This window comes from Brachyspira intermedia PWS/A (genome assembly GCF_000223215.1).
Lineage (GTDB): Bacteria > Spirochaetota > Brachyspiria > Brachyspirales > Brachyspiraceae > Brachyspira > Brachyspira intermedia.
This window is the reverse complement of record NC_017243.1, coordinates 1,430,173-1,452,274: the sequence shown is the minus strand read 5'-3', so window position 1 is coordinate 1,452,274 and position 22,102 is coordinate 1,430,173. Positions and strand designations below refer to the sequence as shown.

Below are 22,102 nucleotides of genomic sequence, written 5' to 3'. Positions count from 1 at the left end.
TTTAATTTCCTTCCATTATGGCATCAAGTGCTTTTCTGTCTATTTTACCGATTTCGCTTCTAGGTATAGAGTCAACAAAATATATTTTTTTAGGCAACACAACTGTTTCAAAATAGCCTTTTAAATAATCAATAACATATTTTTTCATATCTTCAGAATTTCTATCTTTATTATTCATTACTATAAAAGAAGCAATATATTCTCTCTTATCAGATTTACAATATATAGTATAGCTATCTTTAAAACGCTTATCCATCAATATTTGTCTGTCTATCTGCTGTACGCTTATTCTTTTACCTTCAATTTTTACTATAGAATCTTCTCTGCCTAAAAGTTCAAACTCATCTCCATTCTTCATGTTAACAACATCGCCGACATGTATCCAAACATTCTCACCTGTATAACCTGAACAGCACTCTATACTTCCATTTTCATCAACTTTAAGTTTTACGACACTTAGTCTAGTCCATAATTGATTTTCGCTTCTTCTTCTATAAGCCATAGCACCAGCTTCAGTACTTCCGTAAATTTCTGTAACGTCAGTACCAAATATCTCTTTACAAAGGTCATTAACTTTTTCTTCAAGCATTCCTGTAGATGAGAATAAATACCATTTAGATTTTATTTTTAAAGAAGATTTATCTATTCTCTTTAAAAATGCAGGTGTAGTAACTATAGTAATTTTTTCATAATCTGCAAAATTATTAACAGTTTCTAAATAATTAATTCTATTATTTATACATTTAGACTCAAGCATAAAAGGAACTAATACAGCAAAAACAAATCCATAACTATGATAATGAGGTACTGTATACAAAAATAAAGAATCTTTAATATTATCAGTAAATTGGTTAACTATTTTAGTAGCCTCAGCTTCAAACTGCTTTAAAGTTTTTTCTATAAGTTTAGGATATCCTGTTGATCCTGAAGTATAAAAATTCACATATACATTTTCATCTATTATAGTTTCTTTAAGTAAATCAAACCATTTATCATTACATTTACTTTCAAACACTTCATCTAAATTCAAAGCAGAATTTTCTGTGTCAGATATATAAACCATAGTATTATCTATTATGCTTTCAACATATTTAGGGCTATTATTATTCAACACATTCACATTTTTTTTAAGAATGAAACCTGCAGTAATAACAGCAATAAATCTATATGCATCTTCAATGAATACTGTAATAGTATCTTCTTTATATTTAGAAATATATTCTAAACTTTTAACTATATCAGAAATGAACTCTTTATATTTTATAAAATTCTTATTCTCTTTATGAATAAGAAAAATATCTTCTGAATCTTTTAATGAATAAAAATTTGTATTGCTTAATTTTCTCATAATATTTTTTATTTATTATCTGAATTTTCTCTTATATATTTTGCTAATGTTGCAACAGAATAAAAATACTGTTTATTGTTTTCTTCTACATCAGAAAAAGTTATATTAAATTTTTCCTTATTGCAACACCTATCTCTAATGCATCTATAGAATCAAGTCCTAATTCATCTCCAAATAAAGGAGCATCTGTGTCTATATCTTCTATAGATACACCTTCTAAATTTGCTGACTCTATTACAATTTGCTTTATTTGATCTTCAATACTCATATACAATTCTCCTTATTATAATTTTACATAAATCTATCAATAAAATATATTATTTTTTATTAATTTAATTTTTCCTAATTCTAAATCGGCAGTATCTGTTGATATAAATTTTATAAAATCTATAATAGAATTTTCATCTTTATCAAACTCTCTGTTAATAACATCAATATCAATATTTGGGTCTTTTTTAGAAATAAGACAAGAAAATGCAAATGAATAATTACCGTCTTTTGATATTTCCTCATAACTTTCAGGTAACTTTTCATCAGCTATTAATATAAGTGCTTTATCACTTTCAGAAGTTTTTAAAAAAGCCATAGCCTGAATAAGTGCTGTATCTATAAAATTATTGTAGCATGTAATAGCAATAGCTCTTTCATGATTTTGATAAAATATAGTAAGCTGTGCCACTGCTGTATTAAAAACAGAAAAACTAAAAAGAGCAGGAGAAACTTCATGTTCTGTAACTATCTTTTTAGACATGTTATACTGCTGTTTTATTTCACCATATTTAGATACGAAAAAAATTGGTATTTGTTCATTTTCTTTTAGAATATTTTTAATGGATTCAAAAGAAAATTTAGTTATTTGGCTTAATCTTCTTTTTTGTGCTCTAGGTATAAAGTCTAAATCCGGATTAGAATCGCCGTAAGTAATTTTTATATCATTATTTATATTCTCTAATATAAAACTCTTATCCATATTTGGTGCAAAGAAATCCCAATCCAATACTCTAAAACTTAAATCTGACATAAACTTCCTAAAACAAAAATCATAATTTCATTATTTTTCATTATACAAAATTATATTATAAAGTCAACTATAATATACTCGTTTAATAAATCAATAGAACAAATAATAAAATCTAATATATCATACCTTTTAAGCATACATAATTATAATATATAAGTATTTGATATAATTATATAATAAATTAAACTAAATAATATAAAATAATATTGACATTGGAGTGCACTCCAATGCTATAATCATACAAAAAAGGAGGTAATAATAATGACTATAGCAGAAGTCAGCAAAAAAATGGAATTATCTACTGATACATTGAGATATTATGAAAGGATAGGCATAATACCTGAAGTAGAAAGAAGCGAAAGCGGAATAAGAAATTATACTGATCATGATTTAGTATGGATAGAGTTTGATAAATATATGAGAAGTGCCGGAATGGGTATAGAATCATTGATAGAATATATAAAGCTATACAATAAAGGAGATGCCACTTTAGAAGCAAGAAAGCAATTACTAATAGATCAAAGAGAAACAATAGTAAATAGAATAAATGAACTTAAAGAAACATTAGAAAAATTAGATTTTAAAATACAGAACTATGATACGAAGATGAGAGAATGTGAAAAAAGACTATCTAAAAAATAATTAATTAATAAAGGATAAAAAATGAAAATATTATTAACTTTTTTCTTTTTATAATGACAGCATGCAACTCAGTATATGGAGATAATACAACTACTATGAACACTTTAAATACTTCAATCAATTTAAAAATCAATAATAAAGAATACAAATTAATATTATATGATAATCAAACAGCAAAAGATTTTTTAGCTATGATGCCTCTAACAATCACTATGAATGATTTGAATGCTAATGAAAAATATCATAATTTGAGTAAAAACCTTACAACACAATCATCAAGAGTAGGAAGCATAAAAACAGGTGACTTTATGCTATACGGCAGTAATTGTTTAGTTCTTTTTTATGAAAACTTTTCTACATCATATAGCTATACAAAAATAGGATATATAGAGAATGCATCAGGACTTAAAGATACACTTGGCAGAGGAAGCGTACAAATAACTTTTAGTGTTAATAATTAAAAAATTATAAAAAGACTATTGACATTGGAGTAAACTCTAATGCTATAATTTAAAAATAATTGATAATAAACTTGATAAATTGAATAAGCGAGTTTATTGATAGCAACAACAGAAATAAACGAGCAGCTAATAACTTTAGTTATTAGCTAGTCTTAAGCGAGTTTATTGATAGCAACAACAGAAATAAACGAGCAGCTAATAACTTTAGTTATTAGCTAGTCTTAAGCGAGTTTATTGATAGCAACAATAGGAGTTATCACATGAAAAAAGTAAAATTAAATAACGAACTTGAAATGCCAATATTAGGCTTCGGAGTGTTTCAAATACCAGATTATGAAGAATGTAAAAAATCAGTACTAAATGCCATTGAAACAGGATACAGATTAATAGATACAGCTTCTGCATACAATAATGAAAAAGCTGTAGGCGATGCTATAAAAGAAAGCGGAGTTGACAGAAAAGAATTATTCATCACTACTAAATTATGGATAAGCTATGCTGGATATGATAATGCTAAAAAGGCTTTTGAAGTTTCTATGAATAAGTTAGGTTTAGATTATTTGGATCTATATTTAATACATCAGCCTTTTGGTGATTATTATGGTTCTTGGAGAGCTATGGAAGATTTATATAATGAAGGAAAAATTAAAGCTATAGGCGTATGCAATTTTTATCCTGACAGATTATTAGATTTTGTTATGCATAATAAAATAACTCCTATGGTAAATCAAATCGAAACACATCCATTTTTCCAAAGAGAAGAAGATAATAAACTTATGAAAGAATACAATATTCAAATAGAATCTTGGGGCCCATTTGCTGAAGGCAGAAATAATATGTTTACTAATGAAGTACTTAAGTCTATAGCAAAAAAGTATAATAAAACAGTTGCACAAGTTATATTAAATTGGCTTATAAAAAGAAATGTTGTTGTTATACCAAAGAGCGTACATAAAGAAAGAATAATAGAAAATTTCAATGTATTTGATTTTGAATTAGATGATAATGATATGAAAGAAATTTCTAAACTTGATACTAAACAAAGTTTATTCTTATCTCATACTGATATTGAAACGGTAAAATATTTATGTAATTATAAAATATAATAAGTTAAAAATGCAATTTTAAATTTAGATTATTTGCGGGGACTAGTCCCACCGCTCTGCGTGCTTACGCAAGCCCCTACTTCTTTTGCGACCGAAGGAAGTGCCTGTGGTATTGCCACATACTAAGTACGCCTCACGAAGTGTGCCTACGGCAGGCGAGAACCTATATCCTCGACAAGCTCGGATACGCTTTGCGAAAGACTGCATTTGACGAAGTCCACTTTTAAGGTGTAACCTAAAATTATGGTATTACACCATATTTAATACGTATTCTTAAAATATTAAACTGTAGTTTGTGCGTTTTTTGCAACTTTTTTGTGCGGCAAAAAAGTTGATAACATATATTGAGAAATTATATTTGTTTAGGTCTATATTGAACATTTTTAAGTTTGTCAATTTTTTTTATTGTTCTTTTTCCTACCGTAAAAAGAACAGCAAAAATTGGAAAATATAATTTTTTTAGTATTATTTTATCTTTGAAAACTACTGCATTGTTTTAATAATACAAAAATAGGTTTTGATTTATAAAAGGAAAATTATGAAAAATATTTTTATAAGCTTTTTATTGATTTTTATAACAGTACTAATTTTTAATAATAAAGCAGAGGCAAATAATATGAAAGGCAATTTCAATTTCAATACAAAAACTGTCAAACTTAATAGCGGATATGAAATACCTTTAAATGGAATCGGTACTTATAGTTTATTAAATGATGTTTGCTATAATTCTATTCTTTATGCTTTACAAAACGGAGTAAGATTGATAGACACAGCATACATATACAATAATGAAGAAGAAGTTGGAAAGGCTGTAAGAGATTCTAAAATTAACAGAAAAGATATTTTTATCATTACAAAATTATATCCTAATCAGTATAATGATGCAGAGAAGGCTATCAATGATGCATTAAAGAAGTTAAATGTAGAATATATTGATATGATGCTTCTTCATCACCCGGGAAATAATGATGTTGAAGCATATAAGGCTATAGAGAAAGCTATAAAAGAAGGAAAAATTCGTTCTGTAGGTCTTTCTAATTGGTACATAAAGGAATTAAAAGATTTTCTTCCAAAGATAAATATAATTCCTGCTTTAGTACAAAATGAAATACACCCCTACTATCAAGATACTGAAGTAATAGAATATATTCAAAGTTTGGGAATAGCTGTGCAAGGCTGGTATCCATTGGGAGGAAGAGGACATCAAAAAGAACTTCTAAATGATAAAGTATTAAAAGATATAGCAAAAAAACATAATAAATCAGTTGCTCAAATCATATTAAGATGGAATTTACAAAGAGGAGTAATTGTAATACCGGGATCAAGCAACAGATCACATATAATAGAAAATACAGAAATATACGATTTTGAATTGAGCGATGATGATATGCAAAGAATATCAGAATTGAACCGCAATGAAAAACATGATTGGTATTAAAGATTATTTAATTATTATGCAATTTAAACGAATTTATTAATAAAACTTTAGGAGAATATAAAATGAAAAAAAGAATGCTTGGAGATTTAGAAGTTTCTGCAATAGGCTTAGGCTGTATGGGATATGGTGTAGTATATGATGAAAATTATGATAAAACAGAATTAATATCACTTATACATGAAGCTGTAGAATTAGGTATTAATTTTTTTGACACTGCAGAAGCTTACGGACCATACAAAAATGAGGAAATTGTAGGCGAAGCATTAGAGAAATACAGAGATAAAGTTGTAATAGCTACAAAATGCGGTATAAAAACAGTAAATGGAAAACCTGTATTAGATGCCAAAAAAGAAACTATAAGAACATCAGTGGAAGGTTCATTAAAAAGATTAAGAACTGATTATATTGATTTATACTATCTTCATAGAGTTGATGCTAATACACCTATTGAAGAAGTAGCAGACACAATGAAAGAATTAATAAAAGAAGGAAAAATTAAACATTGGGGCATTTCAGAACCCGGAGCAAACACTATAAAAAAAGCTGATAAAGTATGCAAATTAACTGCTATACAAAGCGAATACTCTATGATTTGGAGAGAACCTGAAAAAGAAATTATACCATTATTAGAAGAATTAAATATTGGTTTTGTTCCCTTCTCTCCATTAGGCAAAGGATTTTTGACAGGAAGATTCAACGCTGATTCAGAGTTTGCAAAAAATGATTTTAGAAGTTCTGTACCAAGATTCCAAAAAGAAAATTTAAAGCAAAATCAAGTATTGATTGATATTTTAGAAGATATTGCAAAAACAAAAAATGTATCAAAATCACAAATAGCATTAGCTTGGGTATTGTATCAAAAACCATTTATAGTACCAATACCGGGAACAAGAAAAATAGAAAGATTAAAAGAAAATATATACTCTATTAATGTAGAGTTTACTAATGAAGAATTAAATAAAATAAATGAAGCAATATCAAAAATAACTATACAAGGAGAAAGATATCCAAAAGAACATTTAGAAATAGTAGGCAGATAATATTTTTTGTATTTATAATATTATACTTGTTTCAAAACTACTTTATAAGATTATTTAATTTTTTAATTACAAAAATGATCTTTAAACAGTTGTATAATGAATTATTTTAGTATATACTAAAAATTTTTAAGTTTGTCATTTTTTTAGTCAACTTTTTCCCGCCGCACGCCACAGGCGGACTTCGTCAAAGTTGCAAAAAGTGCAAGATATAAAATTAGTACTAAATCATACTAAAATTATCTTACATGTAAAATAATTTATTACATTTAAGTTATAAATATAGCCTTTCGCCGAAGGCGGGCTGTGCCTGCTTCTTTGTGGCAACAAAAGAAGTTGGGTTGCCGTAGGCACGCACAGCGGGGGCAAAGCCCCAGATATAAAAACAAAAATATAAATTTATTTTTGACAAAATATATTTGTTTCAGTATATATAAACAACTATATTTTATAAAAAATTTGTTCCTTATTTTAATTATTTGTAATGACTAGTATAAATTATAAAATATAGTAAATACTTATTAATTTGTTAAAAATAATTATATTAAATAAAATAAGCAATAATAAAAATAAACGAGCAGCTAATAACTTTAGTTATTAGCTAATTTAAAGCGAGTTTATTGATAACAATAATAGGAGCTTAAAATGAAAGCATTAATAGCATATTATTCACATTCATCAAACACTAAAAAACTTGCTGAGTTCATAGGAAAAGTTATAAAATCAGAATTTGCAAATGCTGAAATAGACTTTTTTTATACAGAACCAGAAAAGCCATATTCATCAAGTTATAACACAGTTTTAAACGAAGCTAAAAGAGATATAAACAGTAATATAAAACCGAAATTAAAAAACAATATAAAAAGCATAGATGATTATGATGTTATATTTATAGGAAGCCCAAACTGGTGGAATACAATTGCACTTCCTGTAAATACATTTTTAAATAGTTTTGATTTTTCTAATAAAATAATAATGCCTTTCTGTACTCATGGAGGCGGAGGTTCTGGAAGCATTAAAAGAGATATAGAAAAAGAATCAAAATCTAAACAAGTATCTAAAATATTAAGTGTATACGGAAGTTCTGCCTCAAGTGCTGAAAATGAAATAAAGAAATGGATCAAAGATATATTTGTAAAAATAAAATAATTAATGATATCAAAAAGGAGAAATAAAATGTCAGATTATGAATATCCAAAATCACCAGAAAAAACTATATTTATAAAAAACGGAGAAGGAAAAAATTTAAAGGAGCAAAAGAATATTTTACAGGAGATGTTGAAGTAGAAATTCTTACAGAGCCTAATGAAGATTCACATTTCTCTGTAGCTTATGTAACATTTGAAGCAGGGGCAAGAACTGCATGGCATACTCACCCTTGCGGACAGCATTTAGTTGTAGTTGAAGGTATAGGGCTCACTCAGGAAGAAGGCGGAGAAGTTTTAGAGTTTCATGCTGGAGAGGCTCTTTACTGTCCAAAAGATAAAAAACATTGGCATGGTGCTTCACCTGACTGCAGAATGAAGCATATCGCTATCACTGGAGATAAAGACGGCAACAATGTTACTTGGTTAGAACATGTTACTGATGAAGAGTATAATGCTTATAAAAAAAATAAGTAATTAATAAAAGTGTTAAAAAATTATGAGTGCCTTTATAAATAAGACACTCATAATAAAATTTACCATATATTTATAATAAATAACTTTCTATAAAATATTTATTATTCAATTAACCATTCATCACCATATTTTTTAACCTCTAAAATAACAGACTCTCCTGCTTCATTACTTATGCATAAAGCATCTCCTTCATCGCCATATGGTACTATATCTTTAAGCTTCATTTCATTAGTTATAATATTAAGATAATAATCAATCTCTTGTGTAGCCAAAAACCAATCAGCTTCCATACCCTCAACAGACCCGTCATTTTGTTTATTTTCTTCCAAATTCTTTTTTATTTCTTCAAAACTATTTTCTAAATTTTTAATATAATTGTCAGAAAAATATCCAGAATTTTTAAATTTAGCTATATAGAGATACACATTCTCCATATTAATCTCATAATATCCGCCTCCCTCAAAATCGAAATCTACTATTTTATTAAAAATATCACTTAATTCACTGTAATTTTCAGCATACCATCTGCAAGCATTATAATATGCTTTTTCTTTAGTGCTTTTATCATTAGAATCTATAGCAGCTGCCATTTCAGGAGATTTTTTGTATATACCAGTAAATCCATAACTTCCATTAGGCTCTGTTACCATAATAGTATCAGCATTTATAGGCTGAATAGATATAATATAACCTCCATCCATTCCTACAGTCTCTTCATAATCTAAAGTATGAGAACCTATACCGCAATGAGGCTCAACATACTGATTTTCTTGTAATATCATTTTATCTGTATCTGTGCTTTGAATATTAGTTACTATTTGTCCGTTTTCATCTGTAGTTATGTTAACAGCATATAAATAGAAAGTTTCATCATTATTTTTCTTTAATTCTATAGAAGCATTATTATTTGAATATATACCATTAAAATTATAAGTATTAATATTGCCTACTTCTTCCGGTCTATAGTCTGATTCTGATATTAATATACCTTGCTGTCTTTCATTATACGATTCAAAAATTACATCTGCTTTATTCTCATAAGGGAAATTATCGAAGTTAGGATTTTCTTTCACTTCTCTGTAATAGTAATTAGAATAATAATTTTCTTTTTCCCATTTAGTAATTATAGTTTCATTAGGATCACTTTCATATCCTTCATAATTATCCTCATAAAGAATTCCATTTTTTACAGAAAAGCCCTTATAATTTGTAGCAATATTACTTGGTCCTTTTTCGTACTTATCCTGTATATTATAAAGTTCATAATAATAAGCATTAGTTCCGTCTTTTGAAGATTCAAATATATAATTTTTATCCTCTCTATAACTTCCAGAATCATATACATATTCTATATCGCCGTTATCTTTGAAAGTGTATTTAGCCATACCGCTTATAATTATTTTATTTTTTACCTTATCCAAAAATGCTGCATCTTCCTGTGATAATATTTTTGTTGCTGGTATAGTTTCATTTGATAGTACAGCTTCATTTGTATTAACAGTATTTGTATTAACATCTGTTTGATTATCAGATGAAGTTTTATTACCGCATTGAATTATCATTAAAGACATTATTGTAATGAGTAAAAATATTTTCTTCATAGTTTTTCCTTTTATATTATTGAAATAAGTATACTATATAGATGTATTTATTTCAATATAAGTATTATTCATTATATATTAAATAATATTTATAAAATAAAAAGGCTCTACCAATATATTAATTGATAAAGCCTCACAATTTAAAACTAAATATATATAATTAATTAGATTTCTTTTTAAACACTCCGCTGAATCCATAACTTCCATTATTTTCAACTAAAACTAAAGCATCAGAACTTATAGGAGTTATATCTATCATATATGTACCATCGGCACCATAAACTTCTCCATATTGCATAGAATTGTCAAATATTTCACAATAAGGCTCAACATACTGATTTTCTTCTAATACCATTTTATCTGTATCTGTACTTTGAATATTAGTTACTGTTTGTCCGTTTTCATCTGTAGTTACATTAATAGCATAGAAATAGAATGTTCCGTCATCATTTTTCTTTAACTCAATAGAAGCATTATAACCATTTGTATATACATTATCAAAATTATACATGCTAATATCCCCTACTTCTTCAAGTTTATAATCTGATTTTGATATTAATATGCCTCTTGATATTCTATTGTACTCATCGAAAGTTACATCAGCTTTATTCTCATAAGGGAAGTTATCAAAGTTAGGATTTTCTTTTACTTCTCTGTAATAGTAATTAGAATAATAATTTTCTTTTTCCCATTTAACCATTATAGTTTCAATAGGATCGCCTTCATAACCTTCATAATTATCTTCATAAAGAATTCCATTTATTACTGAAAAGCCTTCATAATTTGTAGCCATATTGCTTGGTCCTTCTTTGTATTTATCTTGTATATTATAAGTCTCATAATAATAAGCATTTGTTCCATCTTTTGAAGATTCAAATATATAATTTTTTTCTTCTCTATAATCTCCAGAATCATATACATATTCTATATCTCCATTATCTTTAAAAGTATATTGAGAATTTCTATCTATTACTATTTTATTTTTTACTTTCTCTAAAAATGCTGCATCTGTTTGTGATAATATTTTTGATGCTGGTATAGTATTATCTGAGTGTGCTGATTCATTTGTATTAGCAGCAGTAGTTTGAGTATCTGTTTTATTACCGCATTGAATTATAATTAAAGACATAATTGTGATTAATAAAAATATTTTTTTCATAAGAAAATCCTTTATAGAATATTAATCACAATATACCATAAAGCCGTATTTATTTCAAGAAAAACATATTAAAATTATTAAAACGTAATAATGATTAATTTAATAATCTTGCAACTAAAAGAGTAATATCATCAAATTGAGGAGTTTTTCCTCTGAATGAAATTGTTTCATTGACTATATCATCTAAAAGTTCTTTAGCATTATCATAATCATTTTTAAGAAGTTCTTTTAATCTTTCTTCACCATACTCTTCTTCAGATTGATTGAAAGTTTCTGTTATTCCGTCTGTGAATAATATAATAGTATCAGAAGTAGAATAAGAAATTTGCTTATTCTGATAAGTAGCATTTTCAATAAAACCTAAAGGCTTTCCATGAGTATGCAATTCATGTATAGAATCTAAAGTACTAATAGAATATTTCTTTATTAAAAATTGAGATAAATGTCCTGCATTAGAATATGTAATAGTTTTATTTTCTGTATCAATAACAAGAAGAAAACAAGTAACAAACATACCATTATTAGAATCTTTGTATATATGTTTATTAGTTGATTCTAATATTTTAGCAGGATCGTCCATTTCAGAAAAATACACTCTTAAAATAGAACGAGTCATAGTCATAAAAAATCCGGCGCCTAAACCTTTACCTGATACATCCGCAATAACAAGAGCATATTTAGTATCGCTTATCTTTATATAATCGTAAAAATCACCGCCTACATTCTTACTAGGTATACTTACAGCAGCAATATCAAATAATCCATCACTTGGGAATTCTTTAGGAAGTACGCTTTTTTGAAGCTGTTCTGTAAAGTTAATTTCCTCTGTTAAAGATTCTTTTATTTTTGACTCTTCAGATAAAAGTACATGCATATAATTTTCACCTATCTGCTGAGCAAGCATTTCTAAAAGTGATAAATTACTTAAATTAAATGCTTTGTTTATATTTCTCTCTGTAGCAGAAAGAAAACCTATAATCTCATCTTTTCCAACTATAGGAGCAACCATAAAACTATTTCTAGTATATCTAAGATTTTTATTAGGTCTGAATCTAATATCTCTATCTACATCAATAGAATAAACAGGCTTACCTGTACGAAGCACCTCAGCAAGTACATTGTCATCAACAGTTACAACACCATATTTAAGTACATTTTCATCAATACCAATACCTGCTTTGAATTTGAAAACACCATTCTCTTTTAAAATAACAGATACTCTATGTACCTCAAATGCCTCGCAAACTATACTTATATTATCATTGAGTATTTCTTCTATAGTTTCACATTTATTGATAGATATTGACATCTGATATAAAGCACCAACCTCATAAGCTCGGGATTGTGCTCTGTCATATACCATTTTATTAACTAAAGCCAAAGATACAAGATTAGCAAATAAAGACATTACAACTGTATCTTTTTCTATAAATTTACCATTCTTTTTATTTATTAAAAATAAAGAGCCTATATTTTTCTTTCTAACTTTTAAAGGCACAAATAATATATTTTTTAAATCCTCTCCTAAAATTTCTTTCATAGGTATAAATGCAGAATCTTCCTGAGGATCATTTGAATATAAAGAGCATGAAGTAGTGTATGCTCTTACAGCTAGCGGTTTTTCACAATCTATAATATTTCCAAAAAATTTACTTCCAAGAGGTCCTATGGACATTTCATAATGCAAATTATACAATTCCTGATCTACTAAATATAATAGTATAGAATCTGTATACATTATAGTTTTTATTTCAGATATAATAGTAATCAAAGTTTCATCATGATCATTACTTGCATTCATTCTTTTAATAATTCCAGAAAATACTTCCAACTGCTTTTCCGGGTCGTCAACTATATCATATATATCCACAAATTACCTCTAATATATTAGTTAGTATACACTATTTTATTATATCATAGTGTATTTTATAGTCAACTATATTTAATCTTTTTATATTTAAGAAATATAAAACTTTTAATACATAAATAAATAACAATAAAAAATTAATAGCAAAAATTATAGAAATATAAATAAAAATAATATAATATAGTACTATGAGTAAAGTATTGAAACAATCAAAAGCAGTTCTAGTTACTGCATTAATGTATAATAATATAAATATATATAATTCTGTTTTAGAAAAACTTGTTAATAATTTTGGTGAAATCGAAGTTATTAGTGATGAATATTTATTTTCACATTCTGCTTATTATAAAGAAGAGATGGGAGAATCTTTAAATAAAAGGTTTATAGTTTTTAAAAATATGATAGAAAGAGATTATATAAGCGATGTAAAAAAAATAACTGACAGTATAGAAAAAGAATATTCAGATGAAAATAATAATAGAAAAATTAATATAGACCCTGCCATACTAACATTAGAAAATTTTATTCTAGTTACAAATAAAAATTTCACACATAGAATATATTTAAAAGACGGAGTATTTGCAGATTTAACTCTTATATACAAAAAGAAAAAGGATATACTGAATTGGAATGGACTTATGCAGATTATTCAAGCGATGAAACAAAAAAGTTTTTAAATAAAATAAGAGAGCTTTTCTACAATAGACTTATAGAAAGCTCTCCATTTGGTTCTAATTGGAAATAATTTTTAAGAATCTTGTATACCAGCAATTCTTACAAACTCTTTATCCCATACACCTATATGCTCTATTAAGAGTTTAGCCAAAAGCTCTGAAAAATCAATAGCTACCTGACGCCAATCACTGCTGGATTTAAATGCTTTATATTGATCATCAATAGCTTTTTCAAATTTTCTATGTTCTTCAAAATGTTCTTTAATCTTATGATATTTATCTTTATTAGCAACCTGTATTTTCTGTTCTTCAGAGAAATGGTATTTAGTATAATTAATAGCACCTTTAAATGCTTCATCAACATCTTCTTTTACACCATTATATAAAGCTGAATGAACTTTATTAGCATATTCTATAATTTGAACATGCTGACCATCTATAGTTTTATTATGAGTATAATATTGATCAAGCCACTCTAATTTCTTAGCCCCTACTTTAAAGAAAGCCATAGCATTAGATAATTCTTCCATTTGTTCTTCAAGTTCTTTAGATGATTCATGCATAGATGAAACTAATGAACTATTGCCTTGAGTTTGAGCATCCATATTTGACATAGCATTATTTATACTATCTATACCTATTAACTGTTCTTTGGTAGTATTTGCCATATCAGCAATAACTCTTGTAGTTTCTTCAATTTTGCTTTCTATATCTTCGAATAAAGTTCTTGACATATTAGCAGAATCTGTTGCTTTTTTTACTTTCTCATTACTTTCTGTAATAAATGAAGTAATATTATTAACAGAGCTTTGAGTAGTTTGAGCCAAGTTTCTAACCTCGGAAGCAACAACCGCAAATCCTCTTCCTTGCTCTCCTGCTCTTGCTGCCTCTACAGAAGCATTTAATGCTAATATATTAGTTTGGAATGCTATATCCTCAATAAACTTTACTAATCCGCTAATCTTCTGACTGTATTCAAATGCCTGACTAGTATTTTGAGCTGTTTCAGCAATAATACTTCCAGCTTCTTCTACAGCATTTCTTGCATCTATCATCATATCATTAATGATAGCAGCATTTTCTGCAGTTTTCTTTATAGTGCTTGAAATCTCCTCTGTAGCTTCAGCTGTCTTTTCCAAATCTGATGCCTGATTCAAAGTTCTTGTAGCCAAATCTTTATTTGAATATGATAAGGAATAAGCTGTTCTTTTAGTTAAAGCAACATTTGAATTGGCTACATCTATGATATCTCTTATAGATGTTTTCATATTATCAAAACTTTTTATTAATTCTCCTGTCTCATCTCTTCTACCGAAATATTTATTATTTACTTCAAAAGTTAAATCTCCTTTAGATATTAAATTCGCTAATCTTAAAGCCTCTTTTAAAGGAGATGTTAATCTTCTTGTAAATCCTACAATAACAATTGTTACAATAATGATTATTGCTATTCCAAATAATATTGAGAATATAATAGTTCTTCCTAATGAAGAATATAGCTCTTTTTCCAACATAGTTATTATAATATACCAATCTGTATTATCTACATTATAATATGACATTAAATATTTTTGATTATCAGAACTATCCTTATAATGCATTATACCATTTTTATTTTTAAAAACTTCATCATAAGGAATATTATTTCCTGCAGTAGTTAAAATTCTAGCATTGTCATTATGAGCTAATATTTTTTTATTGCCGTCTATTATGGATATTTTTCCAGTTTCCCCTATTTTTACATTTAGAATATATCCATTAATTAAATCACTCCAATCCACGTTTCCAGATAATACTCCTATAACTCTTCCTGTATTATCCTTTATTCCAGCCCATACCCTATAGGTAGGATTTCCTGTGGCAACTGATTTACTTACACTAGCCTCTCCTCCTGAATTATACCCACTAGAAACAAACTTCTTCCAACCTTCATCATTTCTATCCATAGTTACATTATTAAGAATGCCGTTTTCAGAATCTAATATAGCATTTCCATTTAAATCTAATAATATAAAATTAATGAATGATCTCTTAGAAGTCTTAAAATATTTTAATGCCTCTTCAGCACTAACTTTTAAAGTTTCATCTTGAGTATTAAGTAAAAAATTTATTAATGACTGAGAAGTAACAAAATTAGCCATAGAAGAATGATTATCTTCAAGCCAAAGATTAATTAAATTTTTATAAGAAATTGATGTAGATTCAAATCCGCTCTCAACAGCATCATCTATAGCTTTTGTACTAAAAAACAATGCCACACCAAGACTAAGTAATATAGATAAAACTATAGCTGTTATAAACAGCACAGGTATTTTAAATCTTAAACTATATATTTTCATACTTTCTCCCGAAGTATATTATTAATTTTAATGTATAAATAAAATAATAACACTTATAAAAATAATTTCAACATAGAACATGTTTCTTACAAGTATTAATTATTAATAAGTATATAATATTCCATATCTTTTAATTAATTATATAATTAAAAGATAATAAAAGTTTTTTATATTACAAAATATTTTTATTAATAATATCGTATATAATATAAAATTTTATTACTATATTCCAACCATTTTTACAAATTCTTTATCCCAAACCCCAATATGCTGAATAAGCCACTTACTCAAGATATTCGCCATATCTAAAGCTGTATTTTTCCAGTCATTTGAAGTATTAAGTTCATCAATTTTTCTAGTAACTAAATTCTCAAAACTTCTATGCTGTTCAAAATGTTCTTTTATTTTTTTATATCTATCAGCATTTTCTTTTTGTAGTTTCTCTTCATCTGAAAAATGATATTTTGTATAATCCAATGTCATATTAAATACATTCTTTACTCTTTCAGCATCTTCTTCATATATAGCAGAATATATATCATTAATAAAATTTAATAATTTTTTATGCTGTTCATCTATATGTTCATTATTAGTATTGTAATTTTCTGACCAATCCAAATGATGAACACCTGTTTTAAAGAAACTTATAGCACTAAAAAAGTTATTAGTTTGCTTTTCCAATTCTGATGAAGAATTTTTCATAAGCTCAACTAAATCGGCATTATCTTTGGTTTTGGCATCTATACTAAGCATAGAATTATTAATTTTAGAAACATCTTCCTGTTGTTTATTAATCTTTACAACTACATCTTTCATTATATTTGTAGTATTTTCTATTTTTTTCTCTATTTCAACAAATAACTTTTGGGACATATTAGCAGAATCAGTGGCTTTTTTAATTTTATCATTACTATCTTCTATTAAAGAAGTAATATTCTTAGCTGACTCTGATGTATTCAATGCCAAATTTCTAACTTCAGAAGCAACAACAGCAAATCCTCTTCCCTGTTCTCCTGCTCTTGCCGCCTCTACCGAAGCATTCAAAGCTAATATATTAGTTTGAAATGCTATATCCTCAATAATCTTTATTATATCTCCTATCTTTTTACTGGATTCAAAAACAAGTTCTGTATTTTTAGCTGTATCAAATATTATAGAACCTGCATTATTTATTTCATTTTTGGCATCTATCATACCGTCACTCATAGATTTCATATCACTAGTCGATTCATCTATAGAGAGAGAAATATTTTTCATAAATGATGTTGTAGCATTTATATCTGAGGCTTGTGATATAGTTCTCTCTGATAAATCCTTATTAGAATAATATAAACTATAAGCTGTTCTTTTTGTTTGAGATATATTTGAATTTACAACTTTAATAATATCTTTTATAACTTTTTTCATTTTATTAAAGCTATTTAAAATATCTCCTATTTCATCTTTTCTATTCAAATGTTTTTTAGATATTATAGTAGTTAAATCACCATTTGCAATATTATCAGCCTCTTTAACAATCTCTTTAATAGGAGATGTTATATATTTTGAAAATATCCAAATCATAATAATAGATAAAAGAATCAAAATAGCCGCTATATATATAGGATGTCTAAGCATACTATTTACAGGACTATAAAGTTCGCTTTCAGCTATTGTGGCAACTATATACCAATGAGGATATATTATAGGACTGAAATACATCATATAAAGTTTATTATCATTATCTCTATAATGCTTTATAGATTTTTTTAATACAGTCATATCATCAAGAGCTTTAAAATCTTTTAAGCTGTTTAGAATTTGATTTTCATCTTTATGAGCAATGATATTCTTATCCTCATCAACTATCATTATATTTCCTGTATTTCCTATTTTAGCAAATGAAATACAATGCTTTATAAAATCTGACCAGTCGATATGAGATGATAAAACCCCTATAACATTTCCATTATTATCTTTGATATCAGCATACATTTTATAAACGACATCTCCAGTTATTGAAGATTTAACAATTCCCATTTTTGCTGTATTATTTTTATATAAAGTAAAATCTGAATCATAACCATTATTATAGTTTATCAAAGATCCATTTTCAGAATCAAGAAGAACCTTACCTTCTCTATTTAAAATTGTGAAATGCAATGATGCATTCCTATAATTTTTAAATCCTATTAAAGTATTGCTTGCAAGCTGAGTATTATACTCATCAGCAGATAATAAATAATTGACTATACTTTCATTAGTAGCAAAGCTTTCAATTATTGATTTTTGATGTTCTATCCATAGATTGGCTGTACCCTCATAGGCAGCAGCAGTAGTTTCAAATCCATTTTGAGCCGCTATATCAACAGACTTCAATGATATTAAAAACATTATAACTGTTATTACAAATATTGATAATGTAATAGAAAGTCCCATAATAAGCGGTATTTTAAATGTTAAACTATTAAGTTTCATTTTTTAACCCTTATTATAAAAATTGAACTACATTATATCATAATTGTAAAATTAAATCAAACTTCACATATAATCAAAATATTAGTATATATTTTAATAAAATGAATATTTTTATGTTTATAATATTGTAAGATTATAAAAAATAAATTATTATTGATAAAATGAATAATATAAAAAAATTGGCTATACTTCATCCTACTTTCGGATATAACGGCGGTGCTGAAAATGTAATACTTGCATTTTCAAAATACTGTCATAGTTTAAATATAGAAATAACTATTTATACTTATAGATTAAGAGATGATGTACCAAATTATATAAAACAGATAAAAACAGATATAAAATTAAATCCTTTTATATTTAATAAAACTTCTAAATTTCTAGCAAATGAATTAATAAATTATGATGCCGTTTTAATACATAATTTCCCTGCCACCATATTCTTTGGGCTTGCTTCAAAGTATGCACAAAAAAATAATATTAAACTTCCTAAAAGTTTTTGGTATTGCCATGAACCTAGTGTGAGGCTTTACGGGCATGATGATGAAAGCTATAAAAAACTTCAAAAGACTTGGGATATAATTGCAAGATATACAATGCATTTAGATAGACTAGGTGTAAGTAAAATAGATCATATAATGTCAAATAGTATAAGAACTAAAGAAGCTGTAAAAAGAGTTTATAACAGAGAAGCTGAAGTTATATACCCATGCATAACTGATACAGAAAATATTATGCCTATTAATAAAGGAAAGCATTTTGTATATGTTGGAAGAATTGAAAAGCCAAAAAATTTAGAAAATGCCATTATTGCTTTTAAATCATTCATTGAAAAGATAGAAGATAAAGAATTAAAATTTATAATAGCTGGTAAAGGCAGACATGAAAATTATTTAAAAAAACTCACAGAAAAATTAAATATGAATAATAATATTATATTCAAAGGTTTTGTAAGCGATGAAGAAAAAAAAGAATTATTAAATAAAAGTTATGCCTTAGTAATGCCTGCTATAAATGAACCATTCGGACTTACCGTAATAGAAGCATTATACTCATCTTGCATATCTATAATATCAAATAAATCCGGAGTATACGAAATAGTTAAAGATTTATCTATCAGCTGCAATATGGAAAATACAGATGAAATAATAACTTCCATGTTATTAGCATATAAAGATAAAAACATAAAAAACAATATAATACACTCTTCAAAGTCAATATTAAATATTTTTACAGTATCATCATATAGTGAAAATGTAATAAAATATATAGTAAATCACTTGTAATATTTCTAATATGTATTATAGTTATAATTGACTATGTATCATTTTATAGTTAATTAGTTAGAATTTATTATGGAGAGATTATGAAAAATTATACATCTATACCTAGTGCTTTTTTTGAAACAGTTCAGAAAATGCCTCAAAGCCCAGCCTATAGATATAGAGATAATAACGAAGAAAAAGTTACAATTACATATAAAAAACTTTATGATAAAGTAAATGCTATAGCTAAAGCATTCGATGTTAAAGGTTTATCAAAAAAGCATGTTGCAATATTCTCAGAAAACAGAATAGAATGGTTTATATCAGATATGGCTCTTTTAGCATTAGGCTCTGCTGATGTTCCAAGAGGTATAGACTCTACATCTGATGAATTAAATTACATAATAGAGCATAGCGAAGCTGAAGCTGTATTAGTAGAAAACGAATATGTATTTAAAAAGATAGAAAAACATCATAAAGATTTATCATTAATAGTTTTTCTTGACAGTTCTAAACATGATCCTGATAATAATATTTATTCTTTTGAAAAGTTTTTAGAGCTTGGAGAAGAAAGTTTAAATGGAGATGAAGAGTTTGCTATAAAAAAAGCATCAAAATTGACTAATGAAAGTACAGCAACTATAATATATACTTCAGGAACTACTGGAAAACCAAAAGGTGTTATACTTACACATGGAAACATACTTCATAATGTAAGAGTTCTTCCAGATATAATAAAATTGCAGCCGGGAGAAAAACTGCTTACTATACTTCCTATTTGGCATATATATGAAAGAACAATATCTTATGTAACAGCTATAATAGGTTGTTTTACAGCTATAACAAATAAAAGATATTTAAAAAATGACTTTACAGAAGAAAGACCTGATATATTTATTTCCGTACCTGCAATATGGGTTAATATATATAATACTGTAATGAAAAATATAGATAGAAAAAGTACATTCGCTAGAAATCTTGCAAAATTTTTAATAAAGAGATCTATAAAATATATAAGAAGTGTAAGATTTCAAAATGACTTAGTTTATTTATTAGGCGATGAACATAAAAGCGATAAAAAGTCAGAATATAGCATAGGTATATTTGACCCTATTTATCATAAAATGGCTACAAAAATGGTATACAGCAAAATAAAAGAATTAACAGGCGGTAAAATGCGTCTTACTATATCAGGAGGCGGAGCTTTACCTATGTATATAGAGGACTTTATTGAAGCTGTAGGAATAAATTTAGTTGTTGGATGGGGTATAACAGAAACTGCTCCAGTTGTAACATTAAGATCACCTTTCAAAAATTATAGAGGAACTTGCGGTGCTCCTGTGCCTGAGGTAAAAATAGAGGTAAGAGATAAAGAAGGAAATATTTGTAAAGATGGTGTTATGGGAGTATGTTATATAAAAGGTCCTAATATTTTCAAAGAATATTATAAAGATCCGGAATTAACTAAACAGGCAAAAGTTGATGGATTCTTCAATTCTGGAGATTTAGGAACGTACACTCAGCAGGGAGAAATAGTATTAACAGGAAGAGCAAAAGAAACTATAGTTCTTCTTACAGGTGAAAATGTAGAACCTCAGCCTATAGAAAATAAAGCATTAGAATCTCCTTATATTTCTCAAATTATGCTTGTAGGACAGGATAAGGCTTCTACAGGAGCAATTATAGTAATAAATAAAGAAAATATAAAAGAACATTTTGATAAGCAAAAAATTTCTTACGATGAAAAAACTCTTGCATCTTCAAAAGATGTTTATAAATTAATGAGAGAAGAATTAGATAATTTAATTAACTATAGAAATGGATTCAGACCTTATGAAGCTATAGCTAAAATGATAATCACAGATGAAGAGTTTACAATAGAAAATGGGCTTTTAACTCAATCTTTGAAAATAAAAAGAGCAAATGTTATGGAAGCATATAAAGATAAAATAGATGCTTTATATGATAAAGTAAAATAATTCCTAATATATTTATAATTTTTGTACTCTCTATACAAATATTTAAAAATTTATTTTTAATATATAATTAAAATAAAAATTTAGGA

The 22,102-nt window shown here is 26.7% G+C and carries 18 protein-coding genes and 1 pseudogene; 11 read left to right on the top strand and 8 right to left on the bottom strand.

Features of this window, described 5'->3' with window-relative positions; translation table 11 throughout:
• Position 1 precedes the first annotated feature (1 nt).
• From BINT_RS06355 to BINT_RS06345, 3 genes are all read right to left on the bottom strand, one after another.
• Complete coding sequence (locus BINT_RS06355; protein ID WP_014487731.1) at positions 2–1,348, bottom strand: AMP-binding protein; 1,347 nt, start codon at positions 1,346–1,348, stop codon at positions 2–4.
• 100 nt (positions 1,349–1,448) lie between these two features.
• Positions 1,449–1,616, bottom strand: coding sequence for a phosphopantetheine-binding protein (locus tag BINT_RS15095; protein WP_014487730.1), 168 nt, complete (start codon positions 1,614–1,616; stop codon positions 1,449–1,451).
• 36 nt (positions 1,617–1,652) lie between these two features.
• Positions 1,653–2,369: a beta-ketoacyl synthase chain length factor gene (locus tag BINT_RS06345; RefSeq protein ID WP_014487729.1), complete on the bottom strand. Its 717-nt coding sequence runs from the start codon at positions 2,367–2,369 to the stop codon at positions 1,653–1,655.
• Positions 2,370–2,630: 261 nt separating this feature from the next.
• On the opposite strand from BINT_RS06345, the gene BINT_RS06340 reads away from it, so the two are divergent.
• The 7 genes and pseudogenes from BINT_RS06340 to BINT_RS06310 all read left to right on the top strand — a co-directional run bounded on the left by BINT_RS06340 (position 2,631) and on the right by BINT_RS06310 (position 8,675).
• Positions 2,631–3,011 carry a MerR family transcriptional regulator gene (locus tag BINT_RS06340; RefSeq protein ID WP_014487728.1) on the top strand — a complete coding sequence of 127 codons (381 nt, stop codon included), beginning with the start codon at positions 2,631–2,633 and terminating at the stop codon, positions 3,009–3,011.
• A 53-nt stretch (positions 3,012–3,064) separates the two neighbouring features.
• The gene (locus BINT_RS06335; protein WP_014487727.1) at positions 3,065–3,472 is read left to right on the top strand and encodes a cyclophilin-like fold protein; all 408 of its coding nucleotides are present in this window, start codon (positions 3,065–3,067) and stop codon (positions 3,470–3,472) included.
• A gap of 260 nt (positions 3,473–3,732) precedes the next feature.
• On the top strand, positions 3,733–4,578 hold the full coding sequence (locus BINT_RS06330) for an aldo/keto reductase (RefSeq protein ID WP_014487726.1): 846 nt from the start codon (positions 3,733–3,735) through the stop codon (positions 4,576–4,578).
• A 538-nt stretch (positions 4,579–5,116) separates the two neighbouring features.
• Complete coding sequence (locus tag BINT_RS06325; protein ID WP_014487725.1) at positions 5,117–6,016, top strand: aldo/keto reductase; 900 nt, start codon at positions 5,117–5,119, stop codon at positions 6,014–6,016.
• 62 nt (positions 6,017–6,078) lie between these two features.
• Complete coding sequence (locus tag BINT_RS06320; protein WP_014487724.1) at positions 6,079–7,056, top strand: aldo/keto reductase; 978 nt, start codon at positions 6,079–6,081, stop codon at positions 7,054–7,056.
• Positions 7,057–7,698: 642 nt separating this feature from the next.
• Entirely contained in the window at positions 7,699–8,202 is a 504-nt protein-coding gene (locus tag BINT_RS06315) for a flavodoxin (RefSeq protein ID WP_014487723.1), read from the top strand.
• Positions 8,203–8,229: 27 nt separating this feature from the next.
• Positions 8,230–8,675: pseudogene (locus BINT_RS06310) on the top strand ((R)-mandelonitrile lyase).
• A gap of 101 nt (positions 8,676–8,776) precedes the next feature.
• Here the strand turns inward: BINT_RS06310 and BINT_RS06305 are convergent.
• The 3 genes from BINT_RS06305 to BINT_RS06295 all read right to left on the bottom strand — a co-directional run bounded on the left by BINT_RS06305 (position 8,777) and on the right by BINT_RS06295 (position 13,305).
• The gene (locus BINT_RS06305) at positions 8,777–10,276 is read right to left on the bottom strand and encodes a hypothetical protein (RefSeq protein ID WP_014487721.1); all 1,500 of its coding nucleotides are present in this window, start codon (positions 10,274–10,276) and stop codon (positions 8,777–8,779) included.
• A gap of 160 nt (positions 10,277–10,436) precedes the next feature.
• Positions 10,437–11,435 carry a hypothetical protein gene (locus tag BINT_RS06300; RefSeq protein ID WP_014487720.1) on the bottom strand — a complete coding sequence of 333 codons (999 nt, stop codon included), beginning with the start codon at positions 11,433–11,435 and terminating at the stop codon, positions 10,437–10,439.
• A 94-nt stretch (positions 11,436–11,529) separates the two neighbouring features.
• The gene (locus BINT_RS06295; RefSeq protein ID WP_014487719.1) at positions 11,530–13,305 is read right to left on the bottom strand and encodes a GAF domain-containing SpoIIE family protein phosphatase; all 1,776 of its coding nucleotides are present in this window, start codon (positions 13,303–13,305) and stop codon (positions 11,530–11,532) included.
• 185 nt (positions 13,306–13,490) lie between these two features.
• On the opposite strand from BINT_RS06295, the gene BINT_RS06290 reads away from it, so the two are divergent.
• Positions 13,491–13,979, top strand: coding sequence for a DUF4416 family protein (locus BINT_RS06290; RefSeq protein ID WP_014487718.1), 489 nt, complete (start codon positions 13,491–13,493; stop codon positions 13,977–13,979).
• Positions 13,928–14,047 carry a hypothetical protein gene (locus tag BINT_RS15090; RefSeq protein ID WP_234944367.1) on the top strand — a complete coding sequence of 40 codons (120 nt, stop codon included), beginning with the start codon at positions 13,928–13,930 and terminating at the stop codon, positions 14,045–14,047. Before BINT_RS06290 ends, BINT_RS15090 begins: the two co-directional genes overlap by 52 nt.
• A 3-nt stretch (positions 14,048–14,050) precedes the next feature.
• Here BINT_RS15090 and BINT_RS06285 read toward each other — a convergent pair whose 3' ends face one another.
• Positions 14,051–16,315, bottom strand: a complete 2,265-nt coding sequence (locus BINT_RS06285; RefSeq protein ID WP_014487717.1) for a methyl-accepting chemotaxis protein — start codon at positions 16,313–16,315, stop codon at positions 14,051–14,053.
• A 222-nt stretch (positions 16,316–16,537) separates the two neighbouring features.
• Positions 16,538–18,772 carry a methyl-accepting chemotaxis protein gene (locus tag BINT_RS06280; protein ID WP_014487716.1) on the bottom strand — a complete coding sequence of 745 codons (2,235 nt, stop codon included), beginning with the start codon at positions 18,770–18,772 and terminating at the stop codon, positions 16,538–16,540.
• Positions 18,773–18,933: 161 nt separating this feature from the next.
• Here BINT_RS06280 and BINT_RS06275 point away from each other — a divergent pair, with 161 nt between their 5' ends.
• Together BINT_RS06275 and BINT_RS06270 are read left to right on the top strand one after the other, a co-directional pair.
• Positions 18,934–20,058, top strand: a complete 1,125-nt coding sequence (locus BINT_RS06275; RefSeq protein ID WP_014487715.1) for a glycosyltransferase family 4 protein — start codon at positions 18,934–18,936, stop codon at positions 20,056–20,058.
• Between the two features lie 80 nt (positions 20,059–20,138).
• On the top strand, positions 20,139–22,016 hold the full coding sequence (locus BINT_RS06270) for an AMP-dependent synthetase/ligase (RefSeq protein ID WP_014487714.1): 1,878 nt from the start codon (positions 20,139–20,141) through the stop codon (positions 22,014–22,016).
• Positions 22,017–22,102: the final 86 nt, after the last annotated feature.

Bases quoted from the DNA above. Each gene is read 5' to 3' on its own strand.
- BINT_RS06355 (WP_014487731.1), bottom strand. From the start codon at position 1,348: ATGAGAAAATTAAGCAATACAAATTTTTATTCATTAAAAGATTCAGAA.
- BINT_RS15095 (WP_014487730.1), bottom strand. From the start codon at position 1,616: ATGAGTATTGAAGATCAAATAAAGCAAATTGTAATAGAGTCAGCAAAT.
- BINT_RS06345 (WP_014487729.1), bottom strand. From the start codon at position 2,369: ATGTCAGATTTAAGTTTTAGAGTATTGGATTGGGATTTCTTTGCACCA.
- BINT_RS06340 (WP_014487728.1), top strand. From the start codon at position 2,631: ATGACTATAGCAGAAGTCAGCAAAAAAATGGAATTATCTACTGATACA.
- BINT_RS06335 (WP_014487727.1), top strand. From the start codon at position 3,065: ATGACAGCATGCAACTCAGTATATGGAGATAATACAACTACTATGAAC.
- BINT_RS06330 (WP_014487726.1), top strand. From the start codon at position 3,733: ATGAAAAAAGTAAAATTAAATAACGAACTTGAAATGCCAATATTAGGC.
- BINT_RS06325 (WP_014487725.1), top strand. From the start codon at position 5,117: ATGAAAAATATTTTTATAAGCTTTTTATTGATTTTTATAACAGTACTA.
- BINT_RS06320 (WP_014487724.1), top strand. From the start codon at position 6,079: ATGAAAAAAAGAATGCTTGGAGATTTAGAAGTTTCTGCAATAGGCTTA.
- BINT_RS06315 (WP_014487723.1), top strand. From the start codon at position 7,699: ATGAAAGCATTAATAGCATATTATTCACATTCATCAAACACTAAAAAA.
- BINT_RS06305 (WP_014487721.1), bottom strand. From the start codon at position 10,276: ATGAAGAAAATATTTTTACTCATTACAATAATGTCTTTAATGATAATT.
- BINT_RS06300 (WP_014487720.1), bottom strand. From the start codon at position 11,435: ATGAAAAAAATATTTTTATTAATCACAATTATGTCTTTAATTATAATT.
- BINT_RS06290 (WP_014487718.1), top strand. From the start codon at position 13,491: ATGAGTAAAGTATTGAAACAATCAAAAGCAGTTCTAGTTACTGCATTA.
- BINT_RS06285 (WP_014487717.1), bottom strand. From the start codon at position 16,315: ATGAAAATATATAGTTTAAGATTTAAAATACCTGTGCTGTTTATAACA.
- BINT_RS06280 (WP_014487716.1), bottom strand. From the start codon at position 18,772: ATGAAACTTAATAGTTTAACATTTAAAATACCGCTTATTATGGGACTT.
- BINT_RS06275 (WP_014487715.1), top strand. From the start codon at position 18,934: ATGAATAATATAAAAAAATTGGCTATACTTCATCCTACTTTCGGATAT.
- BINT_RS06270 (WP_014487714.1), top strand. From the start codon at position 20,139: ATGAAAAATTATACATCTATACCTAGTGCTTTTTTTGAAACAGTTCAG.